The 17,258-nt window shown below is 49.5% G+C and carries 16 protein-coding genes; 5 read left to right on the top strand and 11 right to left on the bottom strand.

Annotation, left to right across the window (positions count from 1 at the left end):
* Positions 1 to 228: 228 nt before the first annotated feature.
* Positions 229 to 1,467, top strand: coding sequence for a 3,4-dihydroxy-2-butanone-4-phosphate synthase (gene ribB / locus Dvar_RS05300; protein ID WP_419660661.1), 1,239 nt, complete (start codon positions 229 to 231; stop codon positions 1,465 to 1,467).
* On the opposite strand, the gene Dvar_RS05295 is transcribed toward ribB, so the two are convergent.
* From Dvar_RS05295 to Dvar_RS05275, 5 genes are all read right to left on the bottom strand, one after another.
* Positions 1,408 to 4,464 carry an efflux RND transporter permease subunit gene (locus Dvar_RS05295; protein WP_419660660.1) on the bottom strand — a complete coding sequence of 1,019 codons (3,057 nt, stop codon included), beginning with the start codon at positions 4,462 to 4,464 and terminating at the stop codon, positions 1,408 to 1,410. The genes ribB and Dvar_RS05295 overlap by 60 nt on opposite strands.
* A 5-nt stretch (positions 4,465 to 4,469) precedes the next feature.
* Complete coding sequence (locus Dvar_RS05290; RefSeq protein ID WP_419660659.1) at positions 4,470 to 5,573, bottom strand: efflux RND transporter periplasmic adaptor subunit; 1,104 nt, start codon at positions 5,571 to 5,573, stop codon at positions 4,470 to 4,472.
* 330 nt (positions 5,574 to 5,903) lie between these two features.
* Positions 5,904 to 6,521, bottom strand: a complete 618-nt coding sequence (locus Dvar_RS05285) for a TetR/AcrR family transcriptional regulator (RefSeq protein WP_419660658.1) — start codon at positions 6,519 to 6,521, stop codon at positions 5,904 to 5,906.
* A gap of 95 nt (positions 6,522 to 6,616) precedes the next feature.
* Positions 6,617 to 6,811: a hypothetical protein gene (locus Dvar_RS05280; protein ID WP_419660657.1), complete on the bottom strand. Its 195-nt coding sequence runs from the start codon at positions 6,809 to 6,811 to the stop codon at positions 6,617 to 6,619.
* Positions 6,812 to 6,972: 161 nt separating this feature from the next.
* Positions 6,973 to 8,064: a class I SAM-dependent methyltransferase gene (locus tag Dvar_RS05275; RefSeq protein WP_419660656.1), complete on the bottom strand. Its 1,092-nt coding sequence runs from the start codon at positions 8,062 to 8,064 to the stop codon at positions 6,973 to 6,975.
* 521 nt (positions 8,065 to 8,585) lie between these two features.
* Here Dvar_RS05275 and Dvar_RS05270 point away from each other — a divergent pair.
* Entirely contained in the window at positions 8,586 to 9,428 is an 843-nt protein-coding gene (locus Dvar_RS05270; RefSeq protein ID WP_419660655.1) for a hypothetical protein, read from the top strand.
* Positions 9,429 to 9,820: 392 nt separating this feature from the next.
* A complete protein-coding gene (locus tag Dvar_RS05265; RefSeq protein ID WP_419660654.1) occupies positions 9,821 to 10,306 on the top strand; it encodes a hypothetical protein in 486 nt (161 codons plus the stop codon).
* A gap of 261 nt (positions 10,307 to 10,567) precedes the next feature.
* Here the strand turns inward: Dvar_RS05265 and Dvar_RS05260 are convergent, their stop codons facing one another.
* The gene (locus Dvar_RS05260; protein ID WP_419660653.1) at positions 10,568 to 11,203 is read right to left on the bottom strand and encodes a class I SAM-dependent methyltransferase; all 636 of its coding nucleotides are present in this window, start codon (positions 11,201 to 11,203) and stop codon (positions 10,568 to 10,570) included.
* Between the two features lie 689 nt (positions 11,204 to 11,892).
* Between Dvar_RS05260 and Dvar_RS05255 the strand changes: the two genes are divergently transcribed.
* Both Dvar_RS05255 and Dvar_RS05250 read left to right on the top strand, forming a co-directional pair.
* The gene (locus Dvar_RS05255; RefSeq protein ID WP_419660652.1) at positions 11,893 to 12,984 is read left to right on the top strand and encodes an ABC transporter substrate-binding protein; all 1,092 of its coding nucleotides are present in this window, start codon (positions 11,893 to 11,895) and stop codon (positions 12,982 to 12,984) included.
* Positions 12,985 to 13,198: 214 nt separating this feature from the next.
* Entirely contained in the window at positions 13,199 to 13,828 is a 630-nt protein-coding gene (locus Dvar_RS05250; protein WP_419660651.1) for a class I SAM-dependent methyltransferase, read from the top strand.
* Positions 13,829 to 13,885: 57 nt separating this feature from the next.
* On the opposite strand, the gene Dvar_RS05245 is transcribed toward Dvar_RS05250, so the two are convergent.
* The 5 genes from Dvar_RS05245 to Dvar_RS05225 all read right to left on the bottom strand — a co-directional run bounded on the left by Dvar_RS05245 (position 13,886) and on the right by Dvar_RS05225 (position 17,246).
* Positions 13,886 to 14,437, bottom strand: a complete 552-nt coding sequence (locus Dvar_RS05245) for a DUF4136 domain-containing protein (RefSeq protein WP_419660650.1) — start codon at positions 14,435 to 14,437, stop codon at positions 13,886 to 13,888.
* 108 nt (positions 14,438 to 14,545) lie between these two features.
* Positions 14,546 to 14,824: an HU family DNA-binding protein gene (locus Dvar_RS05240; protein WP_419660649.1), complete on the bottom strand. Its 279-nt coding sequence runs from the start codon at positions 14,822 to 14,824 to the stop codon at positions 14,546 to 14,548.
* 25 nt (positions 14,825 to 14,849) lie between these two features.
* On the bottom strand, positions 14,850 to 15,422 hold the full coding sequence (locus Dvar_RS05235) for a flavin reductase family protein (protein ID WP_419660648.1): 573 nt from the start codon (positions 15,420 to 15,422) through the stop codon (positions 14,850 to 14,852).
* 90 nt (positions 15,423 to 15,512) lie between these two features.
* Positions 15,513 to 16,583: an FmdE family protein gene (locus tag Dvar_RS05230; RefSeq protein ID WP_419660647.1), complete on the bottom strand. Its 1,071-nt coding sequence runs from the start codon at positions 16,581 to 16,583 to the stop codon at positions 15,513 to 15,515.
* A gap of 39 nt (positions 16,584 to 16,622) precedes the next feature.
* The gene (locus Dvar_RS05225) at positions 16,623 to 17,246 is read right to left on the bottom strand and encodes an FmdE family protein (RefSeq protein ID WP_419660646.1); all 624 of its coding nucleotides are present in this window, start codon (positions 17,244 to 17,246) and stop codon (positions 16,623 to 16,625) included.
* Positions 17,247 to 17,258: the final 12 nt, after the last annotated feature.

Here is a 17,258-nt window from a genome sequence, read left to right as displayed (position 1 = left end):
GGGTTGCCGATCTCACCGCATCTACGGCGTTAGATGTCTTCCCGCATAGGCGACTATAGCGCAAAGACATCTGCCCTGTATATGCGGCAAGCTCGGCAATCGCCCAGTTTAGGAGACAATAAAGGGCTGCTCTGCCTTTTCTCTATGAGGCTCTAAACGGCAGTTACCGTTGCGTGCACGAATACTCTCTCGATACTATCTATTTGATCTACTGATGAAGGAGAGCATATGTGCCTGTGCAGTGTGAACCAAGCCGTTGAAGATCTCAAAGCCGGAAAATTCGTTATTATCGTGGATGATGAAGATCGCGAAAATGAAGGCGATCTGGTTATTGCTTCTCAATTTGCAACCCCTGAGTCGATTAATTTCATGACCCAGCATGCCAGGGGGTTGATCTGCGTATCCATGGACCACCGCATGGTCGACCGGCTCGAACTGCCGATGATGGTCCCGCCCAGCCGCAACAAATCCGGATTTGGCACCGGATTCACCATATCGGTAGAGGCTCGGGAGGGCGTTACCACTGGGATTTCCGCCTTTGACCGTGCCCGAACGATCCAGGTGCTGGCCGATCCCAACAGCCGGCCGGATGACCTGGTGATGCCCGGCCATATTTTCCCTTTGCGCGCCCAGCCCGGCGGAGTACTGGTCCGAGGCGGCCAAACCGAGGCCAGCGTGGATCTGGCGCGTCTGGCCGGGTTGACACCGTCCGGCGTGATCTGCGAAATCATGTCCGCCGACGGCTCCATGGCCCGGCTACCTGAGCTGGCTGTATTCGGTCGCGAGCACGGTATCAAGATTGTTTCCGTGGAAGCATTGGTGGAATACCGGCAGAAGATCATTCCCTATGGAGAAAAACAATCCCCCCTGAACGCCGGCATTGTCCGGGGAGGCGAATCAGTACTGCCCACCGACTATGGAGAATTTTCCACGATTGCCTACCGTGACCTGCAATTCAACAACGATCATCTGGTGCTGACCATGGGAGACCTAAGCGGCCAGCCGCCCCTGGTACGTATGCATTCCGCCTGTTTGACCGGCGATCTTTTTGGATCCCACCGGTGCGATTGTGGAAAACAATTAGAATTGGCGCTACGGCGTATTTCAGAAGAACAACGCGGAGTTTTGATTTACCTGAAACAGGAAGGACGGGGTATCGGGCTGGCCAATAAAATTCGCGCTTATGCACTTCAGGATCAGGGGCATGATACGGTTGACGCCAATCTCAAACTGGGCTTTCCGGCCGACGATCGTACCTACAACCAGGCAGCGGCCATTTTAAGAGATCTTGGCATCACGCGCCTGCGTTTGATGACCAACAACCCTCACAAGGTCGAGTCGCTGTCGAATCTGGGAATCGATATTGTTGAACGCGTTCCCCATGAAATTCGCCCGCAGGCGGACAATCTAAAGTATCTTCGCACCAAGGCCCGGCGGCTGAATCATATGCTGTCGTATGCAGGGTGAGGTATTTGCAGAATGCAGAAGCACCCGGTACAACGCCGGCACCACCACCAGGGTCAACAGCGTGGATGAGATCAGGCCGGAAATCATGGCCGATGCCAGTGGCGGCCACAGGGTGGAAGACGACACGGCCAGCGGCAGCAGCCCGGCAACCGTGGTGGCCGTGGTCAGCAAAATGGGGCGGATGCGCCGGGCCACGGCCTCTTCAAGCGCCGTGGGCACGTCCGCGCCATCTGTTCGGCGGTTTTCAACCACCTCCAGCAGCACGATGGCGTTGTTGACCACAATTCCGACCAGGGCGATCACTCCTAATAGCGACATGAACCCAAAGGGCTGATTGCCGATCAGCAGTCCAGGCACGACCCCGGCGGCGGCCAGGGGAACCGTGGTCAGGATAATCATCACCCGGCGAAAGGAGTTGAACTCGGCCAAAAGGACCCCCAGCAGAAGTAAAATACCGATGGGCAGATTACGCATGATCGCGCTGTTGGCCTCACCCGAGCCTTCGGCATCACCGCCAAAGTCTACCTTAACACTTTCGGGCAGTTTCAGGATTGCCAGTTTCGCCTTGAGCACCGGCAGCACCTGAGAAAAACTGGCACCCTCCTGCAATTGAGCCGAGACGGTCGTCAATCGTTGTCCATTGCGGTGTTTAATGGCCGCCGGCTGCCATACCGGTTCGACGTGCGCCACCTGGCCCAGGGGAATCATGCGGCCATCGGACGTGGGCACATCGACCGCCTCCAGCTCGGACACCGCCATGGTTTCTCCTGCTTCCGATCGAACCAGCACGGGAATGGGATCTTCACCGGTATAAAGCTCACCAATCGATTGCCCTCGGGTGCGACCGTATATGGCACGGGCGATGTCTACTCGGGAAATGCCGTAGCGGGCCGCCACGGCATCGTCGATGCGAAAACGTAAGGTCGGCGCTCCCGGACTCATATCATGACGCACATCGAGCGTACCGGGAATCGCTTTGATGGCGGTGCTCATGAGGGCGGCCGCCTGATTGAGGTCATCCAAAGCATGGGATCGCAGGCGTATTTCCACGGGTGCCTGAACCGGCGGCCCCTGCTCCAGTTTGCGGGTCACCAACTCGGCCAGGGGAAGATTGGGCTGCAATTTCTCGCGGATATAAGCGATGACGGATATCGTATCGGCCACGCTGCGGGTCTCGACAATCAACTGGGCAAAATGGGGGCTGAAAGGAACATTCGGCACGTTATAATAAAATTTAGGCGCACTGCGACCGATGAAACTGGCCACCTGAGTCACTTCCGGCCGATCCAGAAGCGTCTTCTCAACCTGGCGCACGATGATGTCCGTGGCATCCAGATGCGCGCCTTCGGCCAATTTAACATCCACCAGTACCTGATTACGGTCTGCAGACGGGAAAAACTGCTGCTGGATATTCTTGGCCAGCAACACGGAAGCCACCAGCAGTCCGCCGGCAAGCACCAGCACCAGGGCGGCATGACGCACGGCGAAACCGGCAAGATTGCGGCCGATCTGTTCCAGCCACTTGAGGTTCCGCGAATCTCCGGGTTTTAAAAACAGTTGCGACAGGGTCGGCGTTACAGCCAGGGCATACAGGTAGCTGACGAGAAGCGTCAGCATGATGATCACGGGAATGCTGCGCGTGAAATCAGCCGTGGGCCCTGAGGCGATCAACATGGGCACGAATGCCGCCATGGTGGTCAAAGTCGCGGCCAGCAATGGGGTACGCAATTCTCCCACGGCGCCCAAGGCAGCCTGACGAGAAGTTTCTTTTCGCTCCAGGCGCCATTGAACATTTTCAGCCATTACAATGGCGTTATCCACCAGCATGCCCAGCGCCAGCACCAGGGCGGCAATGGATATCTGGTGCAACACCCCCCCGCCCCAGGCAAAAATCGTCACACTGGACATGGTGACCAGCGGCACCACCGAGGCGACAACCAGCCCCAAACGCATGCCCATCACCATAATCAGAATTCCGGCCACGATCAGAACACCGAACAGCAGCGACAAATTCAACTCGTTCAGTCGGGCATGGGTACGGTCCGGCTGGAAGGTGACCACCTGGATCTTCAAGGGGGCGATCTCACGGGACAGAAAGTCGATCTCATCCTTCACGTCCCGGCCAAAAGTGACCAGGTTGATCGCTTCACGCGGTACCACGGCAATGCCGACAGCCATCTGTTTGTTGAGACGCATGCGGGCCTCGACCGGTTCGGTGGGCCCCAGGCGGATGCTGGCCACCTCTTTGAGCGGAACCGATCCGCCGTCTGCCAGGGTCAGTGTGGTCCGGGCTATTTCCTCGACCGAGGCGAATTCGGATAACGGCCGCAAGCGCACGGATTTTCCCGCCAGCAATAGCGAGCCGCCCGACAAGATGGCGTTTCGGGCACTAAGCTGATTGACAATCTGCTGGGTGGTCAGGCCCAAACGGCGGGCCGCGGCATCATTCAAGGCGATGGTGACCTGTTCGCCTGGATCGGCAATCAGATGGGCGCGTTTGACTGTGGGCATGCTCTGCAAATGGTCTTTAATTTTGCGCGCACCAGCCAGAAGGCGCTGGTTGTCGGCACTACCGGTGATCGCCAGCACAACGGCATCCTGGTCCACCAGGTTTTCGTCCAGGACCGGTTGGCCGGCACCTGCGGGAAACTCCTGGCGGGCGTCTTCCAACGCCTCGCGGACCTCATCCCAGGCAGCATTGAAATCCCTGATCCCGTCGCGCAGTTCGATCTGCATCACGGCCACCTCTTCAAAAGCCGTGGCTTCGACGGATTTGATTTCACTGACCTCTGCCAGGGCATCTTCGATGGGCTCAAGCACCAGCCGCTCCACGGTCAGCGCATCCGCACCCGGATAGGGCGCCACCACCTGACCCCAGAAATCCGGCAGACGGGGATCTTCCTGACGTACCATGGTCATCCAGAGAATTGCGCCGGTGGCCGAGAGCAACAAGGCCGCGGTCAAAACCAAGCGCCGGTTGCCTAAAATCCACGCCATGATGCTCACAGGGCCACCTCCACCCCATCACCATCAGATAGCTGACTCTGACCGGAAATCACCACTTTCTCGCCTTCCACCAGCGCACCGTTGACCACAACCCGATCCCCGACAATGCGATCCACACGGACCTTTTTTTTCGTGATCTGACCATCCTTGTAAGTGAAAAGAAAAGGCCGGCTGGCGCCCGGATTGACGACCGCGGCAAGGGGCACAGTCAAGGCATTTTCCATGGGCAGGTCGACCAGCAATTGAGCCGTCATGCCGGCCCGCACAGCGGGTTGAGTCTCATCCAGCAGGGCCTTGACCGGAAACAGCCGGCCCGCGGAAATGGCTGCCTTGGCCACGGTAACGATTCGTCCGGAGACCTTGCGGTTGTCTTCAAACGGCAGCACCACTATCACCTGTTGTCCGGGCTCCATATGAAAAACCACGGATTCGGGTACTTCCACCACCAGTTCCACCGGACCGTCGCCGGTCAGCTCCACAGCCGGTTGCCCCGGCACCGCCCATTCACCGGCTTGGATGTTAAGATCGGTTACGGTACCGTCAAAGGGGGCTTTTAGCACCGTCTCCTGCAACAGCCGATCCGCTTCTGCAAGACGGGCCTCGGCCGCCTGGACGGACGCTTGCAAGGCATCTTCCTGCGTTGTGGCTTTTTCAAGATCCGCGACCGTGGCGACCTGTTCGGTGGTGAGCTTTTTGATGCGCCGCCGGTCACGGCGGGCCTGTTGCCAATTGGCTATGAGTTCGTTGAGCGACGCCTGAGCCAGTTTGCGGGCATTGCGGTATTCCCGATCATCCAGGCGGGCCAGCACATCACCGGCATGAACCCTGGAGCCGGATTCAACATCACGCGCCGCCACCCGCGCAGGGACGGCAAAAGACAAAACCGCCCGATCTTTGGCCTGAGTGGTTCCCGCAAAACGCACACTGCGTTGACCGTTGATCCTCTGAACTGAATCAAGAACAACGCGCAGGTTGTTATCACGCAATTGTTGTCCAGAAGCGGTGGAATCAGGGTCGGTCGGCATGGCCCATAGACCAACGGCAACGCCCAACAAGGAAAATCCAACAATGAAATTGATATATCGTCTGACCTTTTGCATGGCCCCTCCCGCGCTTAAACGCTCCTATCGCCGCCCAATTAATTGGTCGACCGATCAACTAATAATCACAATTAACTCTGTTTCTGAACCCACACCAAGTGATGTTAATTTGGCTATTTCCGGATGGACACTAGACTACTATGTCCTTTTTTTCAAGCTGTGCCATTAGCCATTAGCATTTAGCTGTTAGCTGTTAGCCTAAAAAAAATTACGGAAATATTACATTTTTAGCGTATTGAATCCATAAACCAGTGAAAAAACCTACTTTAGTCGCTTTATTCAAAAAAAAATTGCTAACGGCTAAAAGCTAACTGCACAGGTCGCTTTTTTTTAAGACGCTGGACGAACACCCTCGAAAAAAATTTTGGTTATTGCCTCAAGGTACGCCTGGTCTAAATTTCCAGGGATATCGTCAAGACCGAAACTGTTCAGGAAATGATCCTTATTGTGGAACCAATGCTCGCAAAGCCCGATAAAAACAAAAAGAATAAAACGCGCATCAATATCGTCACGCAGCTGCCCTTCACCCTGGGAAGCCCTGACTTTCTCGACCCCCGAATGGATCAGCTCGCGATCCATATCCAAACATTCATTCTGGTCCTGCTCCAGAAACATCCAGGCCAACATCTTTACAATTTGCGGGTTGCGATGCAGAAAATTGAAATACAGCGTAATCGACTCTTTCAGCAGCTCTGCCGTCGGCTCCGCCCCGTTGATCATATTCATCTGCTCTTGGGCATATTGCATGAACCGGCGTGTTTTAACTTCCCGCCAAAGCCCTTCTTTTGAGCCGAAATAGTGATGAATCAGGCTTTTGGTGATCCCCGCCTGTCGGCCAATTTCACTGAGTGAGGTATTGCCGAAGCCTTTTTCCAGAAAAAGCGTTTCCGCAGCCTCCAAAAGGGCGGCACGCGTAGCTTCGGGGTCCCTTTGTTGCTTTGGTGCCATTGAACAGTCCTTTCAAGATCGACCCGTTGAAATTAATTAATTGGCCGACCGATCAATTAATTAAACTGAACAGGTTTGACTGTCAATAGCGGATATCAATGGAACTGTTGTTTTCGAACCGAATAGGAATCTTTTAGTCTGTTCATAAATTCTGCATCATTATCATAGTGCGCCTTGGGCATTTTCGGCATAACCGCATCGATATAACAATCATCGCATAATACCTTTCCATGGAGTACCTGCTTCTCTTTATCTTGAAGACGCTTTTTGCATTGTTTACATGTTTCCATGCCTCATTCTCCATGTTTTTTTCCTGAAATCATGAACATGTAAGATCAACCTCATCCACATGATTTTCATGATCCACAACCTTCCCACAAGTGATTCAGATATCAAAAACAATAACGGATTGTTCTCTGCTATCTTATATAAAAAGCGACTGACCTTGCTGTCACCGCTTACGGCTAATAATGATTATTGAGTCCAACCGGTCGCCGAATTTTGCCAGCGGCGGTGTGGCGAATTCCTTTGCATCAATGGTTTCGATGATTTCAAAATCCTGCTGCAGCCGTTCCATATAGGCCTCCTCGCTCAGATCCTGCTCAAAGGCATACACATTGCGGCCCTTTGCCACGCCGCGAAAAGCAGTAAGCTGCCATTCGATGTCGAGCAGTGTACTTTTTGCCGCTTCCGCTTCCCTGTATAAGGCATGTTTGGTGACAAACAGCCCGCCTGGGTTGAGGCATTGGTGAATTTTCTCGAGGATGCGTTCATTCTTCCCGCCGGGATTGTAGGAGAAAAGCACCAGATCAAAACCATTTCCTAAATCATCGGCAAATAAATTCCCCGCAACAAATCGCACGCCATTGGCCTTAAACTTTTCTTTATAGCGTTTGAAATCCTTTTCAACCGGATTGAAATCATAGACGATGGCCTCGAGATCCTGTTTTTGGGCTGCAAGCGCCATGGCATACAATCCATGCCCCCCGCCAAGATCAAGCATTCTCTGCGCCGCTGCAAACTCCGGTTGACGGGTGACCGCCGCCACGGTCTGCTGAAGCTCACCGGTCAGGATTTCAGAAGCCAGGCTGTCGATAAGATTATTTTCAAAAAAATCGGCCTCGTCGACCTTTACCGGCCCCTCGATGCAGATCCGATCCAATTGCTGCCATAGACCAAATCCCGAGAAGATATTTTTTATCACTTCTTCCTGGAACCAGGCTGAATCACTGCACAGATAGGTTCGACTAAGCGCCGACACTAAAAACCCGTCCTGATAACGAACCAATAATTCCATATCCGCCAACAAATCGCAGAGATCCGTGATCATCTTCGGATCGGCATTTAATTGATCCGCCAGATCCATCGGTTGTCGCAATTCAACCAGATGATCGAAGATCCTCAATCGAACGGCTGCAGCCATGGCGCAGAATTGCTTGTAGCCACGCACCACCTGTTCCCAAGGACCATAAAGCGGCTCAGCAGCCATGTGAGGCAGCTGTGAAAGGGCTTTTCTATTGAAATCATATGGCTTTCCAGTCATCCGGTTTGCACTCCAATGGAAAGTAGCTTCAACGAAGCAATGGTTTTAATCACATCGTTCCCCATATAACCTTTTGACTATACGAATATTTTTTAAGATCTAACGTGGAGAGACAACAAGCCACACCCCCTGTCTCTTCCATAGTTGGTTTTTAAGATAATGTTTTTCGCAAGGCTATAGGGAGGAAGCTGTAATCAATACCGCTCTCGACCGATAACGCAGACCAAAAACATTATCTTGAATGCTATAGAAACGATTCAAGGCCTTCGTGGCTCATGTTGTGGAATCATTGATTGTAACAATGGTTTGCCGATTTTCTAACCGGCGCTTTAGAGTATAATCTCAATAGCGATTGAACCCGGAATTGTCAAACACTTTTCAATTTCTCCGTCATAGTGTTGACAACCTGCAATTCCAACAAGAAAATAAGCATCCCTGGCCCAATAATAGAATGAAAGGTTGACATTTGTCTGCCTTTTCTGATTTATCATGAAAGATGCTTTTATCTTTGAGGAGTACTTATGCATTTCTTATTAAGTCTCATCTTGCTTATTATATTCAGTGATGATGGTATCGCCTCATTCCAATCAGTCGAAGAAGTCTCGAAGTGGATGGCCTACTATCATGATATCCCAAAACATAGTAAAAATACAGCTACTTTTAATACTACCACCCTAAACAAAGAAATCATATCATTCCTATCAGTTGAAGAAGTCGCGAAATGGGTGACATACTATTACAACGACCCAGAACCTGTTAAAATTCCAGAGGCTTTCATATACATGAGCCAGAGTGGAGAAATCAATAAAGATAGCGATATACCACCCTTTGCGGGCTTTCTTGCCGGCGTATTAAAAAACAACCCCGATAAAGCGGAATCCTGGATTGAGGTTTTATCCGACCTTCCGGTCAAACATAAGAGAATATTGATTATGGGTGTCTGGTATTCAGAACTACCTGATGCAAAACAGAAAGTATTTTCAATATTTGACCGAGACAATGTCCTTAAACAAACCTACAAAGATTGTATCTTGTCAAAATGTTTTCCATGTTCAATTACTCAAATTCCACTTGAGCAGGGACCGTGGGTGTTAGATACACTATGGGGGAATTTTATGGCCACGGGTAGTTCACAACCTGTAGCAAGAATTATAACGGCCTTGTCTTTGTTTGATATACGACTACATCGAAAACTTTTAAAGATAGCAGCTGCAGCTAAATGGTCTCTTATTTCAAATTCTAAACAGCATGAGAGAGTCTTAAAAATTTGTATTGAACAAATCGACGAACAACCAGTAGAAATTGCAGATGAACTGAAAGAAATCATTCAATCAGTAAATACTGAACTCAGTCATACAAAATGATGGACTCCCCGACATAGTTACATCCCGTAATATTGTTCAACATGCAACACTAGGATTTTAACCTAAAGGTAAAAGCTTACATTATACGAAGGATTTGGAAAATGTAACTTACCCACCCAAAAAAGTTTCTAACAGCCCTGCCCTTAACCTATTTTCTTTTTATTTCATTAGGCCAAGTCAACGCCTACAATACTGATAAAGAAATTTGCGCTGCTACATCCAAATGGGCAAAAGCAAATATAGTAAAATTTGAAATTAACGTTCCTAAAGCCAAAAAGATAGACAACTACCTATTCAAATTCACCAATAACAAAGAAGCGCGAATCGATGTTTCTTCAGAAGTCGAAGGCCGAGATTATTCAGTCTCTATCCTTTTAATATTCGGGGCTGCGATGCTAACAAAGACAAAAGGTCATAAAATTGATAAACGTCACTGGATTGACTATCTTGATCGCCCGGTTCTTATGTTTCAAGTGGTTTATTCATTACTGGAACAGGCGTTCCCTAATAGGCCTTTAGCGACTTCCTCTATGAATAATGTTGTAATAAAGGGAAAAAATCATGGAATAAAGGTAGCGACAATGAGATCTTCCGGACTTTTTGGACCTTCATGGGAATTAGACGCCAGTATAAAAAAGATAAAAGAAAATTACTTTTTTTATGATATGAATTTTAATTTTGATATTCAACGGAACAATGTAAAAAATATAGATTATAAGATTAAAGGGATCTGGGAAACGATTGATTCGCCACCTTCGATTAAAAACAATTTTTCAATCAAAGGCTGGGATATTTTTTGGCTTAAACGTAGACACAACAAGCCAACGAACAAACCTACCACTGTTGGTGAGGTGAGAGAACTAATCGATGGGAACTAATTCTTCAATAAAGGCTCTACTGCTGACCTGTTTTTTTATTCTGGGCTGGGGAATAGGGGTTGGGTGCATCATGGCAGACCGTATCATCATAGACGGCAATTACGGGTCTGCACAATGGGCAGTATTTACGAGGTATTCCTCGGCCGGTCCATAGCATTTGCACCTTGTGGAATGCACCGCATCGGGGGCATAAACAACGGACATTTTTTTTTGTGCATTCTAAATTTAACATGGAGAACAATTCACTCTGTGGAGTAGAGTTCATCCATTGAAATTGGCACTCAACAGATATCCATTCGCATCATCCTTGTATTGCTCGATGGTCAGCCGGAAACGCCTACACCAGGATCTCATGATATCTGAAGGCGGCATCAGATCATTTTCAACAGCAGTGCCTGCCTTGCGGTGAACATCGTTGATTTCGGCAACGGGTATAAAATGGGAAATAATTAACCGACCACCGGGTTTGAGCAAACGCACGAGGATTTCCAAGGCCGCAGCCCGGTCAACAAAGTGGGGAAACACCTGGTGACAGATAATTTGATCAAATACGCCCAATCGCTTAGCCATTGCCTCCACTGAGCCAAGATGAAGATCCACATTGGCAAACCGGACCAGACGCTGAAGTGCTGCCGCCACCATGCGTGGACTGATGTCCATGGCCACCACTCGGCCGCTGGGACCGACTTTCTCGGCCAGCACCTCGGTTAGCCGACCGGTGCCGCATCCGGGTTCCAGCAGCCTTAACCCGGTAAGGGGTCCGGTGGCGGCAAATAGCTGTTCCAGTTTTTCTTTTTCATCCGGGCCATAGGTCTCGGCAGCCCAATCCGCCTGAACCTGGGCATCAAAAAAGGCTGCTTTAGCCCAATAGGGATCGTTTTGATGGCTGGTTATCATATGCCTGTTCCATCGGCGCCCAAGGCGCCGTGCTCGAAAAGTTTTTTTTCGCGACTTGAAAAAGAGAAAGAGGCCATGCCCCTTCCCTGTCTTACCAAGAGCGGGTCAAGGCCTTCGTGGCTCGTCTTACGAGATTATAGATTTTAACAAAGGATTTGATTCGCCAATTTTCTAACCGGCTATTGAAGATATAGTTTCAATAGCTTTTGGATCTCTGATTGTCAATCTCTTTTCCAAACGACGGCATAGCTACCCAGTTTACTTTTAGGAGCGGTCCATGGCCGCGACACGAGAATAGATTGCGGTTGCGGTTGGTCGCAGGCATGGCCAGCTCCTACAAATCGAGGTTTGTTTGAGGCTTGGATTGTATGTTGGGTTGTGGAACTATACCCAACAATCGGAATTACCGCCTATTGTCGGGTTACCCTACGTTCAAACCGCCCCACAATGCTGCCTTTCTTGCAGGTGCGCTCCATGGCCGCAACATGGGGATGATGATCGACCCAACCATGCCCGCCCTGCAGCAGGCTTGTTTATCCATTGACAATGAGACCTTGGCGGTATAGATAATATTTGAATGTGAGTAAGGCCACGAAGGCTGCAGGGTTGCCCCCTGCGGAGTTGTGGCCTTTTTTATTGGCTGAGTCTTGCATGAAAAACATTATCTTCCATTAATCAAGGATATTAAAATGAGAGGAAAAAGGTCACTGTGGATCGTTTTGATCATGCTCTTATCCGGCTCTGTTACGACCATCGCCCAATCCATGACTATCACCGATATGGCTGGACGACAGGTAAGCCTTTCCGCAAATCCGCAACGCATCATATGCCTTGGTCCTGGAACACTGCGGTTGATCGTCTATCTTCAAGCTGAAAATAAAGTTGTTGGTGTCGAGAATTTAGAAAAAAACTATCCCGGCGGCCGACCTTACTGGCTGGCCCATCCGGAGCTGTCGAAACTTCCCACCTGTGGTCCTGGAGGGGTTGCGTCGATCAACCAGAAGCCTGACCTGGAAACAGTGCTGAAACTGTCGCCCCAGGTCATCTTCGTTACCTATATGGATGCGGCTTTGGCCAATGATGTCGAGGCCTTGTTGAACGTACCGGTGGTAGTCCTAAGCTACGGCGATTTTTCCACTTTCGACGAGGTGGTCTACGATGCCATGCGCATTGCCGGAACCATTTTGGACCGGATAGACCGGGCCGAGGCCGTGATCCATTCGATCGAGACCTGGCGCGCAGACCTTTCCCGGCGGACCATGAGTACTGCTGAGAAAAAATGCCCGAAAGCTTATGTCGGCGGAATCGGCTTTAGAAAAGTACAAGGCATCGAAAGCACCCAACACCACTATCCACCGCTGGAATGGATTCATGCCGAAAATCTGGCCCAGCGGATCGCAACCCGTGCGGGCAGTCATGTTGTCATGGCAAGAGAAATGCTGCTCAAACTCGATCCACCATTCATTTTCATCGATGGCGGTGGGATAGAATTAGTTGCCGCCGATGCGGCGAAAAAACCAGAATTCTACAAAGCATTGACCGCTTTTGCCAACCATCGGTTTTACGTCCTGCACCCTTTCAACTGGTACACCACCAATATCGATACGGCATTGACGGATGCATATGCCATGGGAAAAATCCTCTACCCAGACTGCTTTAAGGACATCGATCCGGAACATAAGGCAGATGAAATTTACAGCGAACTGGTCGGCAGGCCGGTATACGAAAAGATGAAGGCTGACTATGGACCCATCGGCCGAGTGGTGCCGTTTGTTGACTGATGCAGTTATCTAAAAAAGTCTTTACAGCCAATTTGTTTTCCTCTAAAAAGAAGATGTCTTGCCATTATGAAAATGGCATTTTCACTCTATAGTTGCCAAACAGCATTACTCTCGTTCATACCATTTCCAAGAAAGCCATGAAGGCCAACCCATTGATTACCAGGCGGCCGACGTGGCTTTTTTAATTCCTCCGACCCGGTTTGAATACTAAGATATGTTACGACAAAAAAATGATCCTTATGCCATAAAAGCGGCTTTTTTTGATGCCCAAGCCAGAGAGGCTTGGGCCGTCAAGAATTCTGGCCCCGATGAAATGAAAAAGTTCGATCGATTATTTGCCGTGACCGGTCCACTGGCAGGCTTAAGGGTGCTGGAACCGGGTTGCGGTACCGGAAGGTTGACCGAACGGCTTGTGGCGGAAGTCGGCCGGCTCGGGTATATTGTGGCAGTGGACATCAGCCCGCGCATGGTTGCCCATGCCCGCATTAACCTTTCGGATTATGAAAAGGTGGAAATCCATTTGGGTCCAGTAGAAGAAATAATCGGGTTTGAAAATTATTTTGACGTGGTGATTTGTCATCAGGTTTTTCCACATTTTGAGGATCAGGAAAACGCCCTCACCAAAATCAGCAACATGCTCAAACCAGGGGGACGGATAGTAATCTCAAATTTTATTTCCTCTGCCGAGATCAAGAAAATGCACAGCAGGGCCGGTTCAGCCGTGGCAAACGATTTGATGCCGCCGCCGCAAACCATGCAAACGATGATTGAGCAATGCGGCTTCGAAATCGAATATTGGGCGGATGACTCCGATGGATACTTGCTCAAGGCCAATCTGATCTGAAGATATTTTAGAGCATTCTCAGATTCCAGGATTTTGGAAGCTTGTGATGCCTGCCTGCTATTTTATAGGCGGTGGATATTTCTCCAGGATTTTTTTAACCGCTTCATTAATCAGCTTCTCGCTTTTCTCCGGCGTGTCGATATTTTGTACATGCGCCTTGGCGATCCCCCGCCAAAACAGCTTTTTCGTTCCGGCATCGATAAAATCCAGAATAAGCACGCCTTCTTCATAATGGTAAGCTGAAACATCATCCACCCCCCAGAATCCACCTCGATAAACCAGTATCGGACCATAGTAGCCATAGCCCCAGCGATCAGCCTCGTTTTTATCCTTTTTGCCAATATGCTCGGCAATCAGGAAGTCCGGGTCTTGTGAGGTTTTCTTCAGGCCTTTGGCACTGAGTTCTGAATCAACGGCCTTTTTTATTCGATCGATAACGAGATCATTGATGACGGCTTTATCGGGTGCTGGCATCCAGTCATCCGTATTGTACATGCTGAAGTCTATCTGCCGGTTGTAGTCGTATTTGACACCATAAATTGGCGAGCAGCCGGCGATGATGCCAAGGCAACAAACAAGCAAACAGAAAATTGTCATCTTTTTCTTCATATACTAACCTCCTATTTTCCGTCTGTTGTTTTAATGAGTGCAAATTATGCACATTTAACAAAGCTGTCAATCAACCATGGATGCATTTCAAGGATGACTTGTAAAACCTTATTCTTCATTGATCCGGTCTCTAAGCGCTTTACCGGATTTGAAAAATGGCAGTTTCTTCGGCTTAATGGTCACACGTTGGCCTGTTTTCGGATTTCTGCCAACATAGCTTGGATAACTTTTTGGGAAGAAAGTGCACAAGCCCCGGATCTCGACCCGTTCCCCTTCAGCAAGCGCATTGGTCATCGAGTTAAAAAAAACGTCTACCACCTTTTTAGCCTGGGGTTTGGCAATGCTGGTAGACATTCGCAATTTATCAATTAATTCAAGTTTGTTCATTCCAAACACCTTTCCGAGGGCAGGTTCAGGAGGGTTTCATCTCCGGGTGGGTCGAATGATCGATAAACTCCTCACCCTTGGCGATTCTATCGCCTAATGTTCTGAAGTGAGGAGCGAGTAAGATTAGTGGATCCTCTGTGAGTCTTCCTTTCTCCCAGTAAATGTCACTAACTTCCGAACACAAGACCCGCCCGATAATGACCGAATAATTTTCGCCGACAACTTCTTTTTCCACCACCGCTTCGATCCATCCCACAGCATCCACAATCCGAGGTGGCGCAACCTTCTTGGACGATATGGTTTCAAGGCCGACTTCTTTCATCTCGTTCACATCAGGCGGGTAGGTCTTGGCGCAGGACATGGCTTTGCGAAACTCCGGCTTTCCGATCACGTTGACCACGAATTCATTGGTTTCACGAATGTTTTTCAGAGTGTCGCGCGGCAATGCGGATGCAATCGAAATAAGATTCAACGGCCCAAGCACAGGCATTACGCAACTGTATGGCGCGCCGTTATAGACACCTTGCGAATTTACGGTCGTAATCAGGGTAACGGGAATTGGCAGAAACATTTTAAATTGTGCACTTTTCAGTTCCACTGTCGCTTCCTTTTTTATTTTAACTCAGCAATTTTCCAGGTATTGCCGGTCTGAGAAAAACAGATAATCAAGGTCTTCATTTTTTGCCATTCAAGGTTGGGCAACCCGTTTCCCCAGCATCTCCTCAAGTGGGTTTGCACCCATGGCCACCAAACGGGCCAAATCAGCCTTATTGTTAATCGCTTTTCTGGCCATCACGGAAAGAAATTTCTCGGGATGTGCTTTGTTCGCCAAAAAAAATCGTGAAAAGTAAACATGCATCAGGGGGTTGCTTCTGTCCTTTAAATCAAACTCCGGATCATTGATAAACTTGAGTAAATCATCACGACGCCAGTCAAATTTAAGCAGTGTTGCATCACCTTTTTGCGCTTTTTCATCGTAGCGGATCACCAGCCCCCCCATACCGGCATATTCCTTTTTTGCGGTTTTCCAAACGTCATCCCATTGAAACTGCATGGAAAGATAACCTCTTTTACCCGGTGTCAGATTCATGGCTGTTACGATGTAATCGTCCTGGCACCATGCGGGTGCACCAATGTAGGTATAGCGCTGGTTTTCCGACAGTGGCAGGTGTTTTTTAATGTAACTTACCGTCAAAAACCCCGTGGACACACCACCGCATAAATGGTCATGATACAATGCGCCCTGAATCAGATCTTCCGGGAAATCATTGGCCCAGCCGTTTACAATACTCACCACGGAAAAGGCACGTCGGCCAAGGGATTTGAATTCCTCGAAGGATTTGCCTTTCTTTACGTAGACGTCTATGGGCCCGGAAACATCAAAGGTGTCGCCCGTTTGAGAAATGAGTACCAGAGGCAGGGTATCAGGGCTGGTTTTGTGGGCCAGGGCAAAATACAAGGGAGCGTCCAGGTCCGTGTGCACGCACAGGATCGTGCCGGTATCCGCCGAAACACCGCAAATATCACGAACCGTTTTGCAAAACCCCCGGGTGCCTTCACCTTGGACCAAGGCGTAGCCTGCATTGGTCAAACATACCAGATTTTCAGTGTCCTTCGGATATTGCAATTTGGCCATGGCCTGCTTCAGTGCTTTTGCAGTTTCGCTTCGCAGTGAATCTATGCCAGCCCATGTATGCGTGACCGAAAAGACCAGACAGACCATGCACCAGACGATAATCCACTTTCTTTTTTCTTTCATTTTCCGACTCCTTTTCGCATTGTTCAACGAATCAAGTTCTCATTGTAGTCGATAACACTGATTCCCGGATTTCATGAGTCGCAAACATGATAAGCAATAGATCTGATTTCCGTACTCAACGGCATGGCTGCTAAGCACCTGTTCGTTACATTGGCAGCAGGTCAGAAAAATGCTGGGTACTTCCGGCAGTTCTTGTTCCCGCTCAATCATCTCGGTTTTGAAAAGGCTTTCCGGCGGCTGCTTGAGCAAATATTTCACTCGCTCATCAATCATCATTTGCAGGTTCACCACTTCATCCATCAAAATGGTATTCTTCAGCACTTTCTGCGACAAGTGCTTGAAAGCGTCTTCATCTTTATATTCCTGATTGTTCAGCACCAACCGGAAGCTATTAGAAATCGATTTTGGGATAATGGTATAACTGTGTTTGCCAAGATCCATGACTTTCAAGCGCTGGTTGCCCATGGTCGTGCCAAGAATAACCTGAATCGCATCCAAGGCGGACGTGCAGTTTTCAGCGATAATCGTTGAAATACCATTGGCCGGCTCGTCGGTTGGCAGCGTCTGCTGAATGTACTCGCACAACTTGCCGCCGATAACGAGATCCGGGCACAGGTGTCCGTGAAAATCTGCAATTCGCTTGAGGGCCATGTTTACGATCATTTTGCGTTCCCT

It is taken from the genome of Desulfosarcina variabilis str. Montpellier, from assembly GCF_048565275.1.
Classification (GTDB): domain Bacteria; phylum Desulfobacterota; class Desulfobacteria; order Desulfobacterales; family Desulfosarcinaceae; genus Desulfosarcina; species Desulfosarcina variabilis.
This window is presented reverse-complemented; position numbering and strand designations above follow the sequence as displayed.